This window comes from Mesorhizobium sp. CNPSo 4688 (assembly GCF_057784295.1).
This window is the reverse complement of sequence record NZ_JBWLUY010000004.1, coordinates 83,354-98,724: the sequence shown is the minus strand read 5'-3', so window position 1 is coordinate 98,724 and position 15,371 is coordinate 83,354. Positions and strand designations below refer to the sequence as shown.

Annotated in this window: 16 protein-coding genes; 4 read left to right on the top strand and 12 right to left on the bottom strand. The window is 63.7% G+C overall.

Annotation, left to right across the window (positions count from 1 at the left end):
• The first annotated feature begins 118 nt into the window (after positions 1 to 118).
• Both irrA and AC04SH_RS08590 read left to right on the top strand, forming a co-directional pair.
• Positions 119 to 550, top strand: coding sequence for an iron response transcriptional regulator IrrA (gene irrA / locus AC04SH_RS08595; RefSeq protein ID WP_477233666.1), 432 nt, complete (start codon positions 119 to 121; stop codon positions 548 to 550).
• Between the two features lie 70 nt (positions 551 to 620).
• Positions 621 to 980, top strand: a complete 360-nt coding sequence (locus AC04SH_RS08590) for a DUF4260 domain-containing protein (RefSeq protein ID WP_488574693.1) — start codon at positions 621 to 623, stop codon at positions 978 to 980.
• A gap of 18 nt (positions 981 to 998) precedes the next feature.
• Here the strand turns inward: AC04SH_RS08590 and AC04SH_RS08585 are convergent, their stop codons facing one another.
• Entirely contained in the window at positions 999 to 1,556 is a 558-nt protein-coding gene (locus tag AC04SH_RS08585) for an SH3 domain-containing protein (RefSeq protein WP_112560553.1), read from the bottom strand.
• A 157-nt stretch (positions 1,557 to 1,713) separates the two neighbouring features.
• Between AC04SH_RS08585 and AC04SH_RS08580 the strand changes: the two genes are divergently transcribed.
• Positions 1,714 to 2,715 carry a 2-hydroxyacid dehydrogenase gene (locus tag AC04SH_RS08580; RefSeq protein WP_112560544.1) on the top strand — a complete coding sequence of 334 codons (1,002 nt, stop codon included), beginning with the start codon at positions 1,714 to 1,716 and terminating at the stop codon, positions 2,713 to 2,715.
• A gap of 12 nt (positions 2,716 to 2,727) precedes the next feature.
• Here AC04SH_RS08580 and AC04SH_RS08575 read toward each other — a convergent pair whose 3' ends face one another.
• The 11 genes from AC04SH_RS08575 to AC04SH_RS08525 all read right to left on the bottom strand — a co-directional run bounded on the left by AC04SH_RS08575 (position 2,728) and on the right by AC04SH_RS08525 (position 14,231).
• Positions 2,728 to 3,141: an aconitase X swivel domain-containing protein gene (locus AC04SH_RS08575; RefSeq protein WP_488574692.1), complete on the bottom strand. Its 414-nt coding sequence runs from the start codon at positions 3,139 to 3,141 to the stop codon at positions 2,728 to 2,730.
• A complete protein-coding gene (locus AC04SH_RS08570; RefSeq protein WP_488574691.1) occupies positions 3,138 to 4,391 on the bottom strand; it encodes an aconitase X in 1,254 nt (417 codons plus the stop codon). Before AC04SH_RS08570 ends, AC04SH_RS08575 begins: the two co-directional genes overlap by 4 nt.
• Positions 4,388 to 4,876 (bottom strand): GNAT family N-acetyltransferase, encoded by a 489-nt coding sequence (locus AC04SH_RS08565; protein ID WP_488574690.1) that lies wholly within the window; start codon positions 4,874 to 4,876, stop codon positions 4,388 to 4,390. Before AC04SH_RS08565 ends, AC04SH_RS08570 begins: the two co-directional genes overlap by 4 nt.
• A gap of 4 nt (positions 4,877 to 4,880) precedes the next feature.
• On the bottom strand, positions 4,881 to 5,636 hold the full coding sequence (locus AC04SH_RS08560; RefSeq protein WP_488574689.1) for a molybdopterin-synthase adenylyltransferase MoeB: 756 nt from the start codon (positions 5,634 to 5,636) through the stop codon (positions 4,881 to 4,883).
• A 31-nt stretch (positions 5,637 to 5,667) separates the two neighbouring features.
• Positions 5,668 to 6,813 (bottom strand): DNA replication/repair protein RecF, encoded by a 1,146-nt coding sequence (gene recF, locus AC04SH_RS08555; protein ID WP_488574688.1) that lies wholly within the window; start codon positions 6,811 to 6,813, stop codon positions 5,668 to 5,670.
• A gap of 59 nt (positions 6,814 to 6,872) precedes the next feature.
• Positions 6,873 to 7,991 (bottom strand): DNA polymerase III subunit beta, encoded by a 1,119-nt coding sequence (dnaN, locus tag AC04SH_RS08550; RefSeq protein ID WP_023669575.1) that lies wholly within the window; start codon positions 7,989 to 7,991, stop codon positions 6,873 to 6,875.
• A gap of 301 nt (positions 7,992 to 8,292) precedes the next feature.
• Positions 8,293 to 9,837, bottom strand: a complete 1,545-nt coding sequence (gene dnaA / locus AC04SH_RS08545) for a chromosomal replication initiator protein DnaA (protein WP_488574687.1) — start codon at positions 9,835 to 9,837, stop codon at positions 8,293 to 8,295.
• Between the two features lie 847 nt (positions 9,838 to 10,684).
• Positions 10,685 to 10,951: a 30S ribosomal protein S20 gene (gene rpsT, locus AC04SH_RS08540; RefSeq protein ID WP_023681995.1), complete on the bottom strand. Its 267-nt coding sequence runs from the start codon at positions 10,949 to 10,951 to the stop codon at positions 10,685 to 10,687.
• Between the two features lie 239 nt (positions 10,952 to 11,190).
• A complete protein-coding gene (locus AC04SH_RS08535) occupies positions 11,191 to 11,964 on the bottom strand; it encodes an enoyl-CoA hydratase (RefSeq protein ID WP_477233674.1) in 774 nt (257 codons plus the stop codon).
• 142 nt (positions 11,965 to 12,106) lie between these two features.
• Positions 12,107 to 12,997 carry a bifunctional DNA-formamidopyrimidine glycosylase/DNA-(apurinic or apyrimidinic site) lyase gene (mutM, locus tag AC04SH_RS08530; RefSeq protein WP_488574686.1) on the bottom strand — a complete coding sequence of 297 codons (891 nt, stop codon included), beginning with the start codon at positions 12,995 to 12,997 and terminating at the stop codon, positions 12,107 to 12,109.
• Positions 12,990 to 14,231, bottom strand: a complete 1,242-nt coding sequence (locus AC04SH_RS08525; RefSeq protein WP_488574909.1) for a phosphopentomutase — start codon at positions 14,229 to 14,231, stop codon at positions 12,990 to 12,992. The genes mutM and AC04SH_RS08525 overlap by 8 nt, the downstream gene beginning before the upstream one ends.
• A 176-nt stretch (positions 14,232 to 14,407) precedes the next feature.
• On the opposite strand from AC04SH_RS08525, the gene AC04SH_RS08520 reads away from it, so the two are divergent.
• On the top strand, positions 14,408 to 15,364 hold the full coding sequence (locus AC04SH_RS08520) for a phosphate/phosphite/phosphonate ABC transporter substrate-binding protein (RefSeq protein WP_488574685.1): 957 nt from the start codon (positions 14,408 to 14,410) through the stop codon (positions 15,362 to 15,364).
• Positions 15,365 to 15,371 lie beyond the last annotated feature (7 nt).

Genomic DNA, 15,371 nt, shown 5'->3' with positions numbered 1-15,371 from the left:
GCTATTGATCGCATTCGGCCAACAGAATATATGTCGAGAGGTGTCCAGTTTCGGTCGATGACGTTTTTTCGCCACTCTGGGGGTGTCTTGAGGCGGAACTGTGGGCTTGGACGAATAGATGGATCTGGGCTGCCGGAAGGAAAATGTCGCTGTGGACAAGCGGGTTCGCGAAGCCGGCCTAAGGCCGACGCGCCAGCGCATTGCGCTGGCCGATCTGCTTTTTGCCAAAGGCGACCGCCACCTTTCGGCCGAGGAACTGCATGAGGAGGCGATCGCCGCCGGCGTGCCGGTCTCGCTTGCCACCGTCTACAACGCCCTTCACCAGTTCACCCAGGCCGGCCTGCTGCGCATCCTCGCGGTCGAGGGGTCGAAGACCTATTTCGACACCAACACCTCCGATCACCATCATTTCTACATCGAAGGCGAAAACCGGATCTTCGACATCGAAAGCGGTCCGGTGACCGTCTCCAACCTGCCGGAGCCACCCGCGGGCATGGAGATCGCCAATGTCGACATCGTGGTGCGGCTGCGCCCGAAGCGCGGCATCTGAGCAATTCCAGGAAAAGTGTGAAACGGTTTTCCGTCCGGAATTGCGTGGAACAGAATAGAATAGCACATCAATGAAACCGGTCGATCTGGTGATCCGGCTCGAATGGGCCGCCGTCGTGGTGGTGGGCATCGTCCTTTACGCGCTGTCGGGTACTTCCTGGTGGCTGTTTGCCCTGCTCATCCTGGCGCCTGACCTGTCGATGCTGGGCTATCTCGCCGGGCCGCGCGTTGGCGCTGTCGCTTACAACGCTTTGCATATCCTGATTGTCCCGCTTTTCCTGGCGCTCGCCGGATACGTCCTGGCCAATTCCATGGCAACGGCAATCGGGCTGATCTGGATCACCCACATCGCGGTCGACCGTGCACTCGGCTATGGCCTCAAGCTGTCGAGCGGCTTCCAGGACACCCATCTCGGCCGCATCGGCCGCTAGCCGGCCTTTCCAGCAATCTCAGTTCTTGACGTGCTCGCCGGGATAGGCGCCCCAGACCTGCGACTGGGCGATCCAGCCGGTGTGGCCGTCGAAGGTCATCTCGCACCACTGGCCATCGCAGGTTTTGATCGTGCCAGTCACGCCCGGCTCGATGATGGCGACGACGCTGGCGTCCTTGTCCGCATCGTCGAGCAGATTGATTCGGCCACCTTTGCTTCGCTGCCAGGGTGCGACGATCGCGGTGCGGCGGCCTGACAACAGCGACTGGTTGATCCAGCCCTCCGAGCCATCGGCGTCGCGCACGCGCCTCCAAGTGTCGAATTCCTGGATGATTTCCATAGGCAGGCCGGCCTTGGTATACATCCAGTCGACGGAATAGTTGGCGCCCGGGCCGACGCGCGAGTTGACGCGGGCCGATTTCAGGCTGACGAAACGCGGCAGCGGCAGGCCGCTCGGCCCAAGCGTCACCGTCTGCGCAGGTGCGGCAGCACCTTGAGCCGCGGCTTGCGGGGAATGCAGGAGAGCGCCGAGAAGCGCTGCGCTGAGGACCAGGCGAAGCGACGCGAAACCAGACACTTTCGTTCCTTTCGGCGCCTGCCCTTTGGTCACGGCGCCCCTTTTTCTTTGTCTTCGGCGGCACCGCTTGTTACAGGAGTGGCAGGCACCGCGACCGGTATTCAGTTTCGCCTGTCTTGGTTAAAGAGGTCTCAACGAGATCGGGTTCGAGGAAACAATGGCAGGCAAAAAACGGCCTCTCGTCGTCATCACGCGCAAGCTCCCTGATCCGGTCGAGACCCGCATGCGCGAACTCTTCGACGCCAGGCTGAATGTCGAGGACAGGCCGATGACGCAGCCGGAGCTAGTCGCGGCGGTCAAGGAAGCCGACGTGCTGGTGCCGACCATCACCGACCAGATCGATGCGGCGCTGATCGCCCAGGCGGGCGACAATCTCAAGCTGATCGCCAATTTCGGCAATGGTGTCGACAAAATCGACGTGGAGGCGGCAGCCAAGAAAGGCATCACCGTCACCAACACGCCGAACGTGCTGACCGAAGACACCGCCGATATGACCATGGCGCTGATGTTGGCGGTGCCGCGTCGGCTGGCGGAAGGCGCCAATGTCCTGACCAGCGACAAGAAGTGGGCCGGCTGGTCGCCGACCTGGATGCTCGGCCGGCGCATCTGGGGCAAGCGCCTCGGCATTGTCGGCATGGGCCGCATCGGAACCGCGGTCGCCAGGCGCGCCAAGGCCTTCGGCCTGTCGATCCACTACCACAACCGCCATCGCGTGCTGCCGGCGGTCGAGGAAGGGCTGGAGGCCACCTATTGGGAAAGCCTCGACCAGATGCTTGCCCGCATGGACATTATCTCGGTCAATTGCCCGTCGACGCCGGCCACCTTCCATTTGCTGTCAGCGCGGCGGCTGGCGCTGTTGCAACCCACCGCTTACATCGTAAACACCGCGCGCGGCGACATCATCGACGAGGAGTCTCTGGTCAAGCTGATCCAGGACGGCAAGATCGCCGGCGCCGGCCTCGACGTCTACGAACACGAGCCGGCGCTAAACTCGAAGCTGCTGAAGCTCGCCGCCAAGAACAAGGTGGTGCTGTTGCCGCATATGGGCTCGGCGACACTCGAAGGCCGCATCGACATGGGCGAGAGGGTGATCATCAATATACGCGCCTTCTTCGACGGCCACCGTCCGCCGGACCGCGTGCTGCCGCTCAGGACCTGAAGTCGACGGCGTTCAGATGGCGGTTGTAAGAGCGCCGTCATCAGCGACGCTCACCCGCTTTCCACGGTAGGCCGCGAACGCACCACGCTCCAGCCTGAGCGCCACCGGCGTCCGCCAGCCCATTTCCCTGCCAACAATCAACCCGAGCAGCAGGATCGCGTCCGGTTCGTGCAGCACGAGCGCCGCCGGCGCATGGCCATTGTGGACGAGTTCCATCAGCACGGCGGAGGCGGAGGACGAACCGATCGTACCGGGCAGGAACAGCACGCGGCCGGCAATGGTCTCGCCATGCTGCGGGTGGCGGACATCGGCGATGCGGCCGCTCTTTGGATCGACGCCGCCCCAGAAGCTGATCGGCGCGGTCAGCACCAGCGCCTCGCCTTCGCCGGCTCGACCCGGCACCAGGATTTCGGCCAAGGCGTTCATGCGGCAATATCCGTAAAGCACGGCTTACCGATGACGGCGCTTTCCACGCAGTCGGCCAGCGATGCGTAAAGCACGGCGTAGCCGGTATTGCCCGGCGCATATTGCGCGAACTTTCCCGAATTGGTCATCAGCACGCCGCCTGCAAGATCCGGCAGGATCGGCGTCACCACAACACAAGTGTCGGCGACGATGATCACGCCGCTCGCCTCGAGCGTCTTGCGCCGGCCGCTTTGTTCGAGCGTCGTGAGCACGTGGCGGCCGGTGCAGGCGTAAATCGGCACGCTAAGCCGCCGCCCGCCGATCAACCGCTCCAGCGCATCGAATTCGGCCGCAGACAGATGCGGGCTGCCGATCGCCACCGCATCGATGGCGGTTTGCGTGATTGCGGTGGACAGGCCGACGCAGGCCTTCGCGGCCATGTCCGGCGTGACATGGATCACTGTTTCCGGCCTGCCGCCGACCAGGATGGTCTCGGCGTCGGGTGCCTCAGGCGTGACGCCAGCAATGTGGAAGAGACCGACTGCGCCTGACGATGCCGCCGCCGCGCCGAAGGCTTTCAGCGCGTCCTCGCCGGGATGGTGGGATACACCGGTGACGACGCCGACGGCATTGCCCACCTCACGGCCGTAGAGGCTGCCTAGTACGGGCCAGGCGATCTCCGAGCCGAGGAACGAGGCGGAGAGGCCTGAAACATCGAACACCAGCCGCGCCTGCCGGTTCTCGACGCGGTGCAGGCCGTAATCCGGCGCCCGGCCCGATATGGCGCAAGCAATGTCCAAAAAGTCGCCGTAACGGTTGGTGCGCGCGCCGAGCACCGAATTGCAGAACACCACGGCGTTGGATTCACCCCAGGCGACGTCAGTGCCCTGGGCTGGCCTGTGGCCGGCCTGATAGGGTGCGCAGGTCCAGCTCTGCTCGCAGCCCAGCTTGCGGTAGGCCTCCATCATCCGCCGCGCCATGCCGCGCGCCGGCTCTTCGAGGCGCACGCGCGAGCAGCCCATCAAATCGAGGGCGCCGACATTGAGCGTCGAGCGCACGGCAACGCGCGCGCCGCCCTCGACCAGCCTTTCGGCGAACAGCGTGCCGGAATCACCGTGATAGAGCGCGCCGTCAATATGCGCTGAGGCGATCGGGATCAGCCGCGGCGCGCCAAGCAGCGCAGCGCTTTCGGCAACGATGCGCATCGCCATCGCCGCCCCATCATGGCCGGAGGCGATTGCCTGCTCCTGCGCACTGAGGGCGAGGCTCACTTGAGCTCCTTGCGCATGGTGATCGAAGTCGGCCGGTCATAGCCCTGATGCGCGGTGCGCGCGATTTCGTAAAAGCCGAGACGGGCAAAGGTCGCGTGATTTGCCATAAGTTCGATCCGTGTCTGAAGTTCGATCGCTGGCTTGTTGCGGCTGCGGGCAAAATCCTCGACAGCCTGCATCAATTGCCTGCCGATGCCTTGTCCCTGAAGCTCAGCCTCGACTGCGAGTTTGCCGACATAGAAATCGGCAGTCCTCTCCAGCGCGAAGATGCAGCCGGCAATCCGAACGCCCTGTAGAGCCAGGAATACCGTTTCCCGGTCAGCCTTGTCCCTGAGGCTTTCGACGCTCAGCAGATGCGCCGAGGATGGCGGGTCGATGACGCCGTCCATCGACGCAAAGGCCCGCATGATCAGGCTGAGCAGCTCGTCCCAGCGATCGAAGCCCGGAGCAAGCTGCGTGACCAAAACGCCGGCGGACTGATCCATGCGCTCAGTTTCTCTTGTAGCGGATGGTGTCGAAGCGCGCCGACAGCGCATCGTAGAGCAGCAGCCGGCCGACCAGCGGCTCGCCGATGCCGGTGATCAGCTTGATCGCTTCCATCGCCTGCAGCGTGCCGATGACGCCGGTCAGCGCGCCGATGACGCCGGCCACCGCGCAGGACGGCACCAACCCTTCCGGCGGCGCCTCGGGAAAGAGGTCGCGATAGCTTGGGTTCGGTTTGCCGTCGGCGCCGGTCTCGAACGGTATGAGCACCGTCACCGAGCCGTCGAAGCGGCCGACGGCGGCGTGCACCAGCGGCCGCTTTTCCGCCGCGCAGGCATCGGCCACGACATAGCGCGTCTCGAAATTGTCGGAGCCATCGACGACGATGTCGTAGCGCGCGATGAGCGCAGCGGCGTTCTCGGCCGTCAGCCTGAAGTCGTGCAGTTCGACCGCCACATGCGGATTGATGCGGGCGATGGCCGCTTTGGCGCTCTCGGTCTTTGCCGTGCCGATCGTGTCTGTGGCGTGGATGACTTGCCGCTGCAGATTGGAAAGCGAGACCGTGTCATCATCGACAATACCGAGCGTGCCGACGCCGGCGGCAGCGAGATATTCCAGCACCGGCGCGCCGAGCCCGCCGGCGCCGATGACCAGCACCCGGGCCCGCTTCAGCCTCTGCTGGCCGGCGCCGCCGATTTCAGGCAGCACGATGTGGCGGGCGTAACGCTCGAGTTCTTCGTCGGTAAGGGCGGCAGGGGTCATTGCCGAACCTTATAGCGAGCAAAAAACCTTGTCAGGTGTCTTTGGTTGGCCCAACCGTGCCGTGATCAACGGTGAGGAACTGTGCGCGGCCTTTCAGGCTGGAAAACAGCGCGGCGTCGGTCCCGGTCATGAAGGCCTGGCAGTTCAATTCTTCCAGGATCGAGAACAGCGCGGCGCGCCGGCCGGCGTCGAGATGGGCGGCGATCTCGTCGAGCAGCAGGATCGGCGTCATCCCCGACATCTCGCCGGTCAGCCGCGCATGCGACAGCACGATGCCAACCAGCAGCGCCTTCTGCTCGCCGGTCGAGCAGAGTTCGGCCGGCATCGCCTTCGGGCGGTGGCGCACGAGAAGATCCGAACGGTGCGGGCCGTCCAGTGTGCGTCCGGCGGCGCGGTCGCGCTCGCGGCCATCTGCGAGGGCGGCGCGATAGCGTTCCTCGACATCCACGGCAGGCGCCGTGGCGACGTCGCTTTCCAGGTCGCCGAACAGGCTGATGTCGGCCTGCGGAAACGGCCCGCTGCTGGGCAGCCTGTCGATCATGGCGGCGAGCAGGCGCACCAGTTCGGCGCGCGCCGCTGCAATTGCCACGCCGGTCTCGGCCATCTGCGTCTCGATGGCGTCGAACCAGGCGCTGTCGCGCGAGCCTTCCGTAAGCAATCGGTTACGTCCGCGCATCGCCTTCTCATAGTCGAGCGCGCGCTGGCCGTGGCCGGGATCGATCGCCAGCACCAGCCGGTCGAGAAAGCGCCGGCGGTCGGCGGCGGGTCCCGGGAACAGGCCGTCCATGGCCGGCGTCAGCCAGACGACGCGCAGCCATTCGAGCATGGCATCGGCCGAACGCGCCGGCGCGCCATTGATGCGCACCTTGCGGCCGCCCTCACCGGCCGCTTCGCCCCCGGTGATGCCGGTGCCGATCTCGACCTGGCCCTCCGGTCCGTCGAGCCTTGCATGCAGCGCAAAGCCACCATCGCCGCCTTCGCGGGCCACGTCGGCATAGGGCGCGCGGCGCAGGCCGCGGCCGGGCGTCAAGAGGGAAATGGCTTCCAGGAGATTGGTCTTGCCGGCGCCATTGTCGCCGGAAAACACCACGGCGCCCGGGGAAAGATCGATCGACAGCGCCGCATAGTTGCGGAAATTAGTAAGTGTAAGCTTACTTATATGGCTTTGCTGGGGCAACCGCTATCCGCCTGTAGAAGTCGCCGCAATCGTCACGCCGAAGGTTTGCCGCAGCGCGGCTACACCCGCATCGGCATCAGCACGTAGAGCGCGGTTTCGTCGGCCATGTCGTGGATCAGCGTTGGCGAACCGGCATCGGCCAGCATGAATTTCGCTTCCGTGCCGGTCAATTGCGCGGCAACGTCGAGCAGATATTTGGCGTTGAAGCCGATCTCGATTGGGTCGGACGAATAGTCGGCCGCCAGTTCCTCGGTAGCACTGCCCGAATCCGGATTGTTCACCGCAAGCGTCACCTGGCCCTCTGTGATCGAAAGCTTCACCGCGCGGCCGCGTTCGGAGGAAATGGTCGAGACGCGATCGACGGCTGCGGCAAAGCTCTGGCGATCAATGATCAGCTTCTTGTCGTTGCCGGTCGGGATGACGCGCTGATAGTCCGGGAAAGTGCCATCGATCAGCTTCGAGGTCAAAACCACGCTGCCGATGGTGAAGCGGATCTTGGTGTCGGACAATTCGGTGGTCACCGCGACATCCGGATCGTCGACCAGTTTCTGCAGCTCGCTGACGGTCTTGCGCGGAATGATGATGCCCGGCATGCCCTCGGACCCTGCTGGCGCGTCGATTTCGGCGCGCGCCAGGCGATGGCCGTCGGTTGCCACCGAACGCAGCTTCAGCTTGCCGCCGGTCTCATGCGTGTGCAGGTAAATGCCGTTCAAATAGTAACGCGTCTCCTCGGTGGAGATGGCGAATTGCGTCTTCTCGATCAGGCCTCTCAAGGCGACGGAATCGAGCCGGAAGATATGCGAGAAGGACCCGGCCGAAAGCTCGGGGAAATCGGACTGCGGCAGACACTGCAGGCGAAAGCTAGAGCGGCCTGACGTCACCGTCATGGCATTGCCGTCCTCGTCGGTCTTCAGCATCACTTCGGCGCCGTCGGCGAGCTTGCGCACGATGTCGTAGAGCAGGTGCGCCGGAACCGTCGTCGCCCCGCCGCGCTCGACCTTTGCGGGTGTCGCTTCGGTCACTTCGAGGTCGAGGTCGGTGGCTTTCATTTCAAGGCTGGCGCCCTCGGCGCTGAGCAGCACGTTGGACAGGATCGGTATGGTGTTGCGCCGTTCGACCACGCGATGAACGTGGTTGAGCGACTTCAGGAGATTTGACCGTTCCAGGATAACACGCATGACGAAACAGGCTCGCTTGAATGAATGAACGGGTCACCAATGGGCGGCGCCCCGCGAAAGGTCTGAACAGGCTCAGAATCTATGCAAACTGACAGGAAAAAGCCGTTAAACGCAAGCCCGCGCCACCGGTTCGCGCCGGTTACGCGGGCTTTCTGGGGATAAAGCGGGCAAGGGCCGCCAACCTATGCATGTCGCCCAAAAGTGCGCCGCGGTTTTGGGACAACGACATGCATCAAAACAACAAATTTAAAGCGCGCCGACCGAATACTCCAAACCCGGCGCGCTCTGTTTGCCGTGCCGCTCAGGCCTGGTCGTTGATCAGCCTGCGCAACAGTTCCAGCTCCTGCGCCAGCGTATTGTCGACGCCGGAAAGGTCCTCGATCTTTCGCACGGCATGCAGCACCGTGGTGTGATCGCGACCGCCGAAACGCCTGCCGATCTCCGGCAGCGAACGCGGCGTCATCACCTTCGACAGGTACATCGCGACCTGCCGCGGCTTGACGATGGTGCGCGTGCGCCGGTTGGACAGAAGCTCTGTCTTCGACACATTGTAGTGGCGCGCCACGATGCGCTGGATGTCCTCTATGCGCACCCGCTTCGGCTCGCCCGAGCGATAGATGTGGCCGAGGATTTCGTCGATGCGGTCGATGGTGATCGCCGGCTCGAACGACTGACGGAACAGAAGCTGGTTGAACGCACCTTCCAGTTCACGGCCGCTGCCGGTCACGGTGCGGGCGACATGGTTCAGGATCTCCTCCGAAATATTGAGCGACGCATCGTCGACCTTGGCGGTGGCAAGCCGCAGCTTGAGCATGCCGATGCGCATGGCGAAGTCCGGCGCCGACATTTCGAGCGCGACGCCGCCATTGAGGCGCGAGCGCACGCGGGGCTCCAGCGACTCCAGTTCCGACGGCGGCCTGTCGGCGGCAACCACCACCTGCTTGGCGCTGTCGAGCAGCATGTTGATGAGATGGCAGAATTCATGCTGGATCGACTTGCCCTGCAGGAACTGCATGTCGTCGATGATCAACAGGTCGATGTCGCGCAGCTGTTCCTTCAGCGTCAGCGCATTGTTGTCGCGGATCGCGGTGGCGAAGCGCCACATGAAATACTCGGCCGTCAGGTAGACGACGCGAGACTTCGGGTTCTGTTTGAGCGACTCGGCCGCGATCGCCTGCAAAAGGTGGGTCTTGCCGAGGCCGACGGTGGCATGGAGGAACAGCGGGTTGAAGCGCACCGCGCTCGACTGCGATTCCGCCACGGCTTTGGCGGCGGCGAAGGCCACCCGGTTCGACGGGCCTTCAATAAAGGAGCCGAACGTGTAGCGCGGATCGAGCGGCGACCCCAGCACATTGTGCCGGAACTCGGCCTCGATCGGCGTGCCGGGGCGAGGGGCGGGCGCACGCTCCACCCGGCCTGGACCCGCCGTGCCGGCCGCCAGTGCGGTCTGCGTCTGCTTGGTCATCTTGCGCGCAGGCACGGCTTCGGGCTCGACGCCATTGCGGGCCGGACGGGTCGCGGTGCGCACGACGATCTCGATCTTCAGGACCTCGGGGTCTTCGTGCTTCCACAGGTCGGCGATGAGATCGAGATAGTGACCATTGATCCACGAGCGCAGGAAGGCCGTGGGCACAGAGATGCGTACAATGCCCCGGGAAGCCTCCGCCACCTTCATCCGACCGAACCAGCTCGAATAGACCTCGGTTCCCAGACGCGCCTTTAACTGGGCCTTGACCCGGTCGAACTTCTGTTCCGCGTCGCTGGAAGCCGCCACGTCGTGTGCTCCGACCAATGTTCCAGGAAATGGCAGGTCGCCCGAAAGCTCCCGCTCGATGCCGCTCTGCATGATGATTGCGTCCCTTTTCCTTTGTACCTTTTTCCGCCGGGAGTGCGCCTCCTGCACCCATGTTTCCGACGACCGTATCTTCGCTACAACACCACCGCCGCCGCCGGCGTTGACGTTGCCTCATCAGCAAGGGATCGGTCCCGGCTGCTTAAAGCCAGTCCGTCTGACATGTTCGGGCAAAGCGACACCACCCGGCGAAAACGCCGGTGCGCCATCGACCTGCCATGTACAAATTACGCCAGTCCCCTACCGCATCGAAAAGACAAACCATACCCGTTCACGGAATTGATCCGCGTCATGAATTCTGCCGCTGTGAGCTGGCCGATTCAGGCTGAGTTATGGGCTAACGGCCCGTCCCTTTCGATAGATCGACATTACCGAAATCGCTGTGGATAGGGCAAGGCCACGTCTAACGGATTTTTAAGGAATCTGGTTACTGATGAAGGGTTCGGGTCCCGTCCTGGAACCGTAGATTTTGACAAAGCCATTGTGATTCAAACCCTTTTGCCGCGAATATGAAAATGGCTGTGCGGTTTGAAATTTTCTGAAATAATTCGCTTGACACCAACTTGCCGCCTGTCGCCCACAGGCGATGTGAACAAGCTGTGGATCACCGACTGCAAGTCATTGAAAAATATCAGTAATTTGTGACAGTCAAATTTATTGGCGCGGGCCGTTTCGGCGGATTGGAATATAAGTGGGAGTGTATGTGCCGGCAAAGCATTCCGAACTCTGGAATGCGGGCCGGGCGCGCTTTGCGGGCGTTCTTTTTAAGTGCTTGCCGGCAAACGAAAAAACCCGGCGCGATCGGCCGGGTTTAAAAGAACGACAGTTCAGGAACGGTCGATCAGGCCGACAGCACCTTGAGGCGGTGAGCCAGACGCGACACCTTGCGCGATGCCGTATTCTTGTGGATCACGCCCTTGGTCGCGGCGCGCATCAATTCCGGCTCTGCGGTCTTGAAGGCTTCCAGCGCGGCTGCCTTGTCGCCGGCAGCCAGTGCCTCTTCGACCTGGCGGACATAGGTACGCACGCGCGAGCGGCGGTTCTTGTTGATCGCTGCGCGGCGGGCGATCTTGCGCGTTGCCTTTTTGGCCGAGGAGGTATTGGCCATGGTGCCTCTCTTCTGATCTGGTGAGCGCATGCGGGATGCCGCAGGGCGCAAAAAACAAACGGGCAGCCAACGGCCGCCTCGGTTGGAGCGGCTTATAGTTCAGCTTTCCCGGCACGTCAACGCCGCTTTGGCTTCTTTTTGGCCTCCGCCGCCAGAGCCTGATGCCGAAAGGTGTGAAGCCGTTTTTCTCGGACGAACGGAAACCGTTTGTCGCGGCATCATGCTCTAACGCGTTGACGCTAGCGGTTGGTGAAATTCGGCTTCCGTTTCTCGGCAAAGGCCGCCATGCCTTCCTTCTGGTCGTCGAGCGCAAACAGCGAGTGAAACAGCCGGCGTTCGAAGCGTAACCCCTCGGCCAGCGTCGTCTCGTAGGCGCGGTTGACGGCCTCCTTGGCCATCATCACCGAGGGCAGCGAAAATTCAGCGATCCTGGCTGCGGTCTTCAGCGCTTCGTCGACCAGTTCCCCAGCCGGCACGACGCGCGACGCCAGGCCGCTCCGCTCGGCCTCCGCGGCATCCATCATCCGTCCGGTCAGGCACATGTCCATCGCCTTCGACTTGCCGACAAAGCGGGTTAGCCGTTGCGATCCGCCCATGCCGGGAATGACGCCGAGCGTTATTTCGGGCTGGCCGAATTTTGCCGTGTCGGCGGCAATGATGAAATCGCACATCATCGCCAGCTCACAGCCGCCGCCCAGCGCATAGCCGGCGACCGCCGCGATCATCGGCTTGCGCGTGCGTGTGAATTCCTCCCAGCCGACGAAAAGATCCCGGACATAGGCGTCGGCGTAGGCGATGGTCTGCATTTCCTTGATGTCGGCGCCCGCCGCAAAGGCCCTCTCGGAACCGGTGATGACCATGGCGCCGATGCCCGGATCGGCATCGAACCCCTTTGCTGCCACCAATATGTCCGCCAGCACCTGGGCATTCAGCGCGTTGAGCGCCTTGGGCCGGTTCAGCGTGATCAGGCCGACCTTGCCGCGCGTCTCCACGATGATGGTTTCATAGCTCATGGGCTGGCCTCCTCGTTCCGGCATTGAAGCGATCGGTCTAGAGCAATTCCAGGAAAAGTGTGAGCGGTTTTCCCTCCGGAATTGCGTCAAAACAATAGCTAGAACGGGTCGCCGTTTCCGTGAAACGGTGAGCCGCTCTAGTTCACCGCTGACAGGTCCGGCAATAGAAGGTCGAGCGGCCGCTTTGCACGACGCGCTCGATGTGGCCGCGGCAGCCGGGCGTCGGGCAGGGCTCGCCCTCGCGATCGTAGACCGCGAAGGAATGCTGGAAATAGCCCAGCGACCCGTCTGTGTGCACATAGTCGCGCAGCGACGACCCGCCGGCGGCGATCGCGTCGGCAATCACTGAACGGATCGCTTCCGCCAGTCGTTCGCTCTGTTCCTTGGCCTTCTTGCGGGTTCCGGCGATGGTGCCTGCCTCGCGCAATGGCGACAGGCCGGCGCGCCACAGCGCCTCCGACACATAAATGTTGCCGAGCCCGGCGATCAGTCTCTGGTCGAGCAGCGCCGCCTTCAACGGCGATCTGCGGCCCTTCAGCAGCGATGCGAGCAGGGCGCCGTCCAGCGCGTTGCCGGTCGGCTCGACGCCCAGCCCCGCCAGCATCGGATGCGCGTCGGCCAGCCCTTCGGCAAACAGCATGAAGCCGAAGCGGCGCGGGTCGTTGAAGACCACGCGAGATGGGACGCCGGCTGGCGATACGAGGTGGAACACGACATGGTCGTGCTTGGCATCCTTCGAGCGCTCGTGATGGAACTTGCCTGGCGTCGCGCTGTCATCAGCGGTTTCGATACGGAACGAGCCCGACATGCCGAGATGGCAGATCAGAACCGGACCGCCGTCCAGATGCATGGTCAGATATTTGGCGCGGCGGCCAAGCGCGATGATGGTCTTGCCGGTCAGCCGCTGCGCAAATTTCGCCGGAAACGGAAATCTGAGATCGGGCCGGCGTGCCTCGACGCGCACGATGCGCGCGCCTTCCAGAACCGGCTGAAGGCCACGCCGGACCGTTTCGACCTCGGGCAACTCAGGCATGGCTGCCTATCGTCGCATGGAAGGAGGTACCGTGTCGGCCTTGCCCCAGCGCGAGGTGTTCGGCCACGGTTTCACCGATATCGGCGAAGGTGGTCCTGAGCCCGATGTCGCCGCCCGCGAGACCCGGTGCGGTGCCGATGACCGGAATGCGTTCACGCGTGTGGTCGGTGCCGCGCCATGTCGGGTCGTTGCCGTGGTCGGCGGTGAGGATGAGCAGATCGCCCGGCTTCAGTTTCACCAGCGCCTCGGGCAGCCGGCGGTCGAAGGCTTCGAGCGCCGCCGCATAGCCGACAACGTCGCGGCGGTGGCCGAACTCGGTGTCGAAGTCGACGAAATTGGCGAACACTAGGTCGCCGTCGCCGGCATCGTCCATCGCGCCCAGCGCCTTGTCGAACATTGCCATGTTACCGGGCGCCTTGCGCACTTCCGAGATGCCGCGGTGGGCGAAGATGTCGCCGATCTTGCCGACCGCGATCACTCGGCTGCCGCGCCCGGTCAAGCGATCGAGCAGCGTCGGCTCAGGCGGCGGCACGGCGTAGTCATGGCGGTTGTAGGTGCGCTCGAAGGTGGCGGATGTTTCGCCAAGGAAGGGCCGCGCGATCACCCGTCCGATTTTCAGCGGGTCGACCAGCCGGCGCACCGTCTTGCAGAACTCGTAGAGACGCTCCAAGCCGAAATGCACCTCGTGCGCTGCTATCTGCAGGACGGAATCGACCGAGGTGTAGCAGATCGGCTTGCCGGTGCGGATATGCTCCTCGCCGAAGCGCTCGATGATCTCAGTGCCCGGCGCATGGCAATTGCCGAGAATGCCCGGCACCTTGCCCTCGCGGATCATCGCTTCGGTCAGTTCGGCAGGGAAGGCGGGCGCCGTATCGGGGAAATAGCCCCAGTCGAAGCGCACCGGCAGGCCGGCGATTTCCCAGTGGCCCGACGGCGTATCCTTGCCGCTCGAGATCTCCTGCGCGGCGCCGTGGAAGGCGGAGGCCGAAACAGCGTCGGCCGTGCTGTCGAACCGGAAGCCGGTCGCAGTGTGCGCGGCGCGGGCTAGACCGAGTGAAACCATGTTGGGCACCAGAAGCGGTCCCTTGCGCAGGCCTTCGCGATCGGCGCGGCCTTCCGCGCAGGCCTGGGCGATATGTCCGAATGTGTTCGACCCGGCGTCGCCATAGCGTTCGGCATCGGCGGCGCCGCCAATGCCGAAAGAATCGAGAACGAAGAGGAAAGCGCGCGCCATCGGTGCCGTCATTGCCAGTCTGGGGGACCAGACATAAGGTCCCGTCGCGGCATTGGCAAATCGGAAACCAGGCGGCAACGGCTTGGCGCAATAGTCGCGACGGCGGGCAGGCACGGTGCACGCATCCTTGCGAGATGCGGCGCGCTTCGAGGAACGGCGGTACAAGGCATGAAACGATGACACGGGCGGATCTCGCCATAGGGCCGGGTTGGAGGGCATTGGCGACCAGCGTAGCGTTGCTGGCCTTGCCGCAGGCCGCGCACGCCGACTGGCGCGACCAGATCGGGACGTTTCGGATCGGCATCGTTGCCGAGCCAGGCGCAGGCAACACGGTTCCAGGTCTGGCCCTGCTGACAGACGCCTACGGCAAGGCGCTCGGCATGAAGGTGGAATTCGTCGTCGCGCATGACTATGCCGCGCTGATCGAGGCACAGGCCAATGCCCGGATTCAGTACGCGGTCTATTCGGCGACTGCCTACGCCACCGCGTTGGAGCGCTGCGGCTGCGTCGAACCTCTGGTGGCGCCGGTCGATGCCGACGGCGCCACCGGCATCCGCTCCGTGCTTTTGACGCGCGACAGCAAGCTTCCCGATCTTGCAGCCATGCAAACGCACCGCATCGCCATGGCGCCTTCCGATAATGTCGGCGGTTCTCTTCTACCGCTCGCCGGGCTGGCCGCCGATGGCATCAAGATCAGCCAGGATGCGCCATTCCTCACTCATGCCGGCTCGGCCGCCGCTGCCGAAGCGATGCTGGTCGATGGCCAGGCCGATGCCGTGTTCGGCTGGGAGCGGGCCGCGGCGGAAAACCGGACGGCAATTGCCGGCGATCAGCCGGCTGATCCGGACGGCACGGCGGCGCGGCTGGAGGCAGCGGGAATTTCAAAAGCCGCGCTCCAGATCATCTGGACCTCCGGTGTGCTGCGATACGGTCCCCACGCCGTCCGCAGCGATCTCGACCCCGAAGCCAAGCGCCGGCTGACCGTCTTCCTTACCAATCTCCGATCGCAGTCGCCGGAAGTCTACGATTTCGTGGAATCGAAACATTCCGGCGGCTTCATATCAGCCGCCGCCGGCGACTATGCGATGGCAACAGCCATCGTGCGCCTGCTGTCGGACAGCAGCCGCCAATAGATCCGGC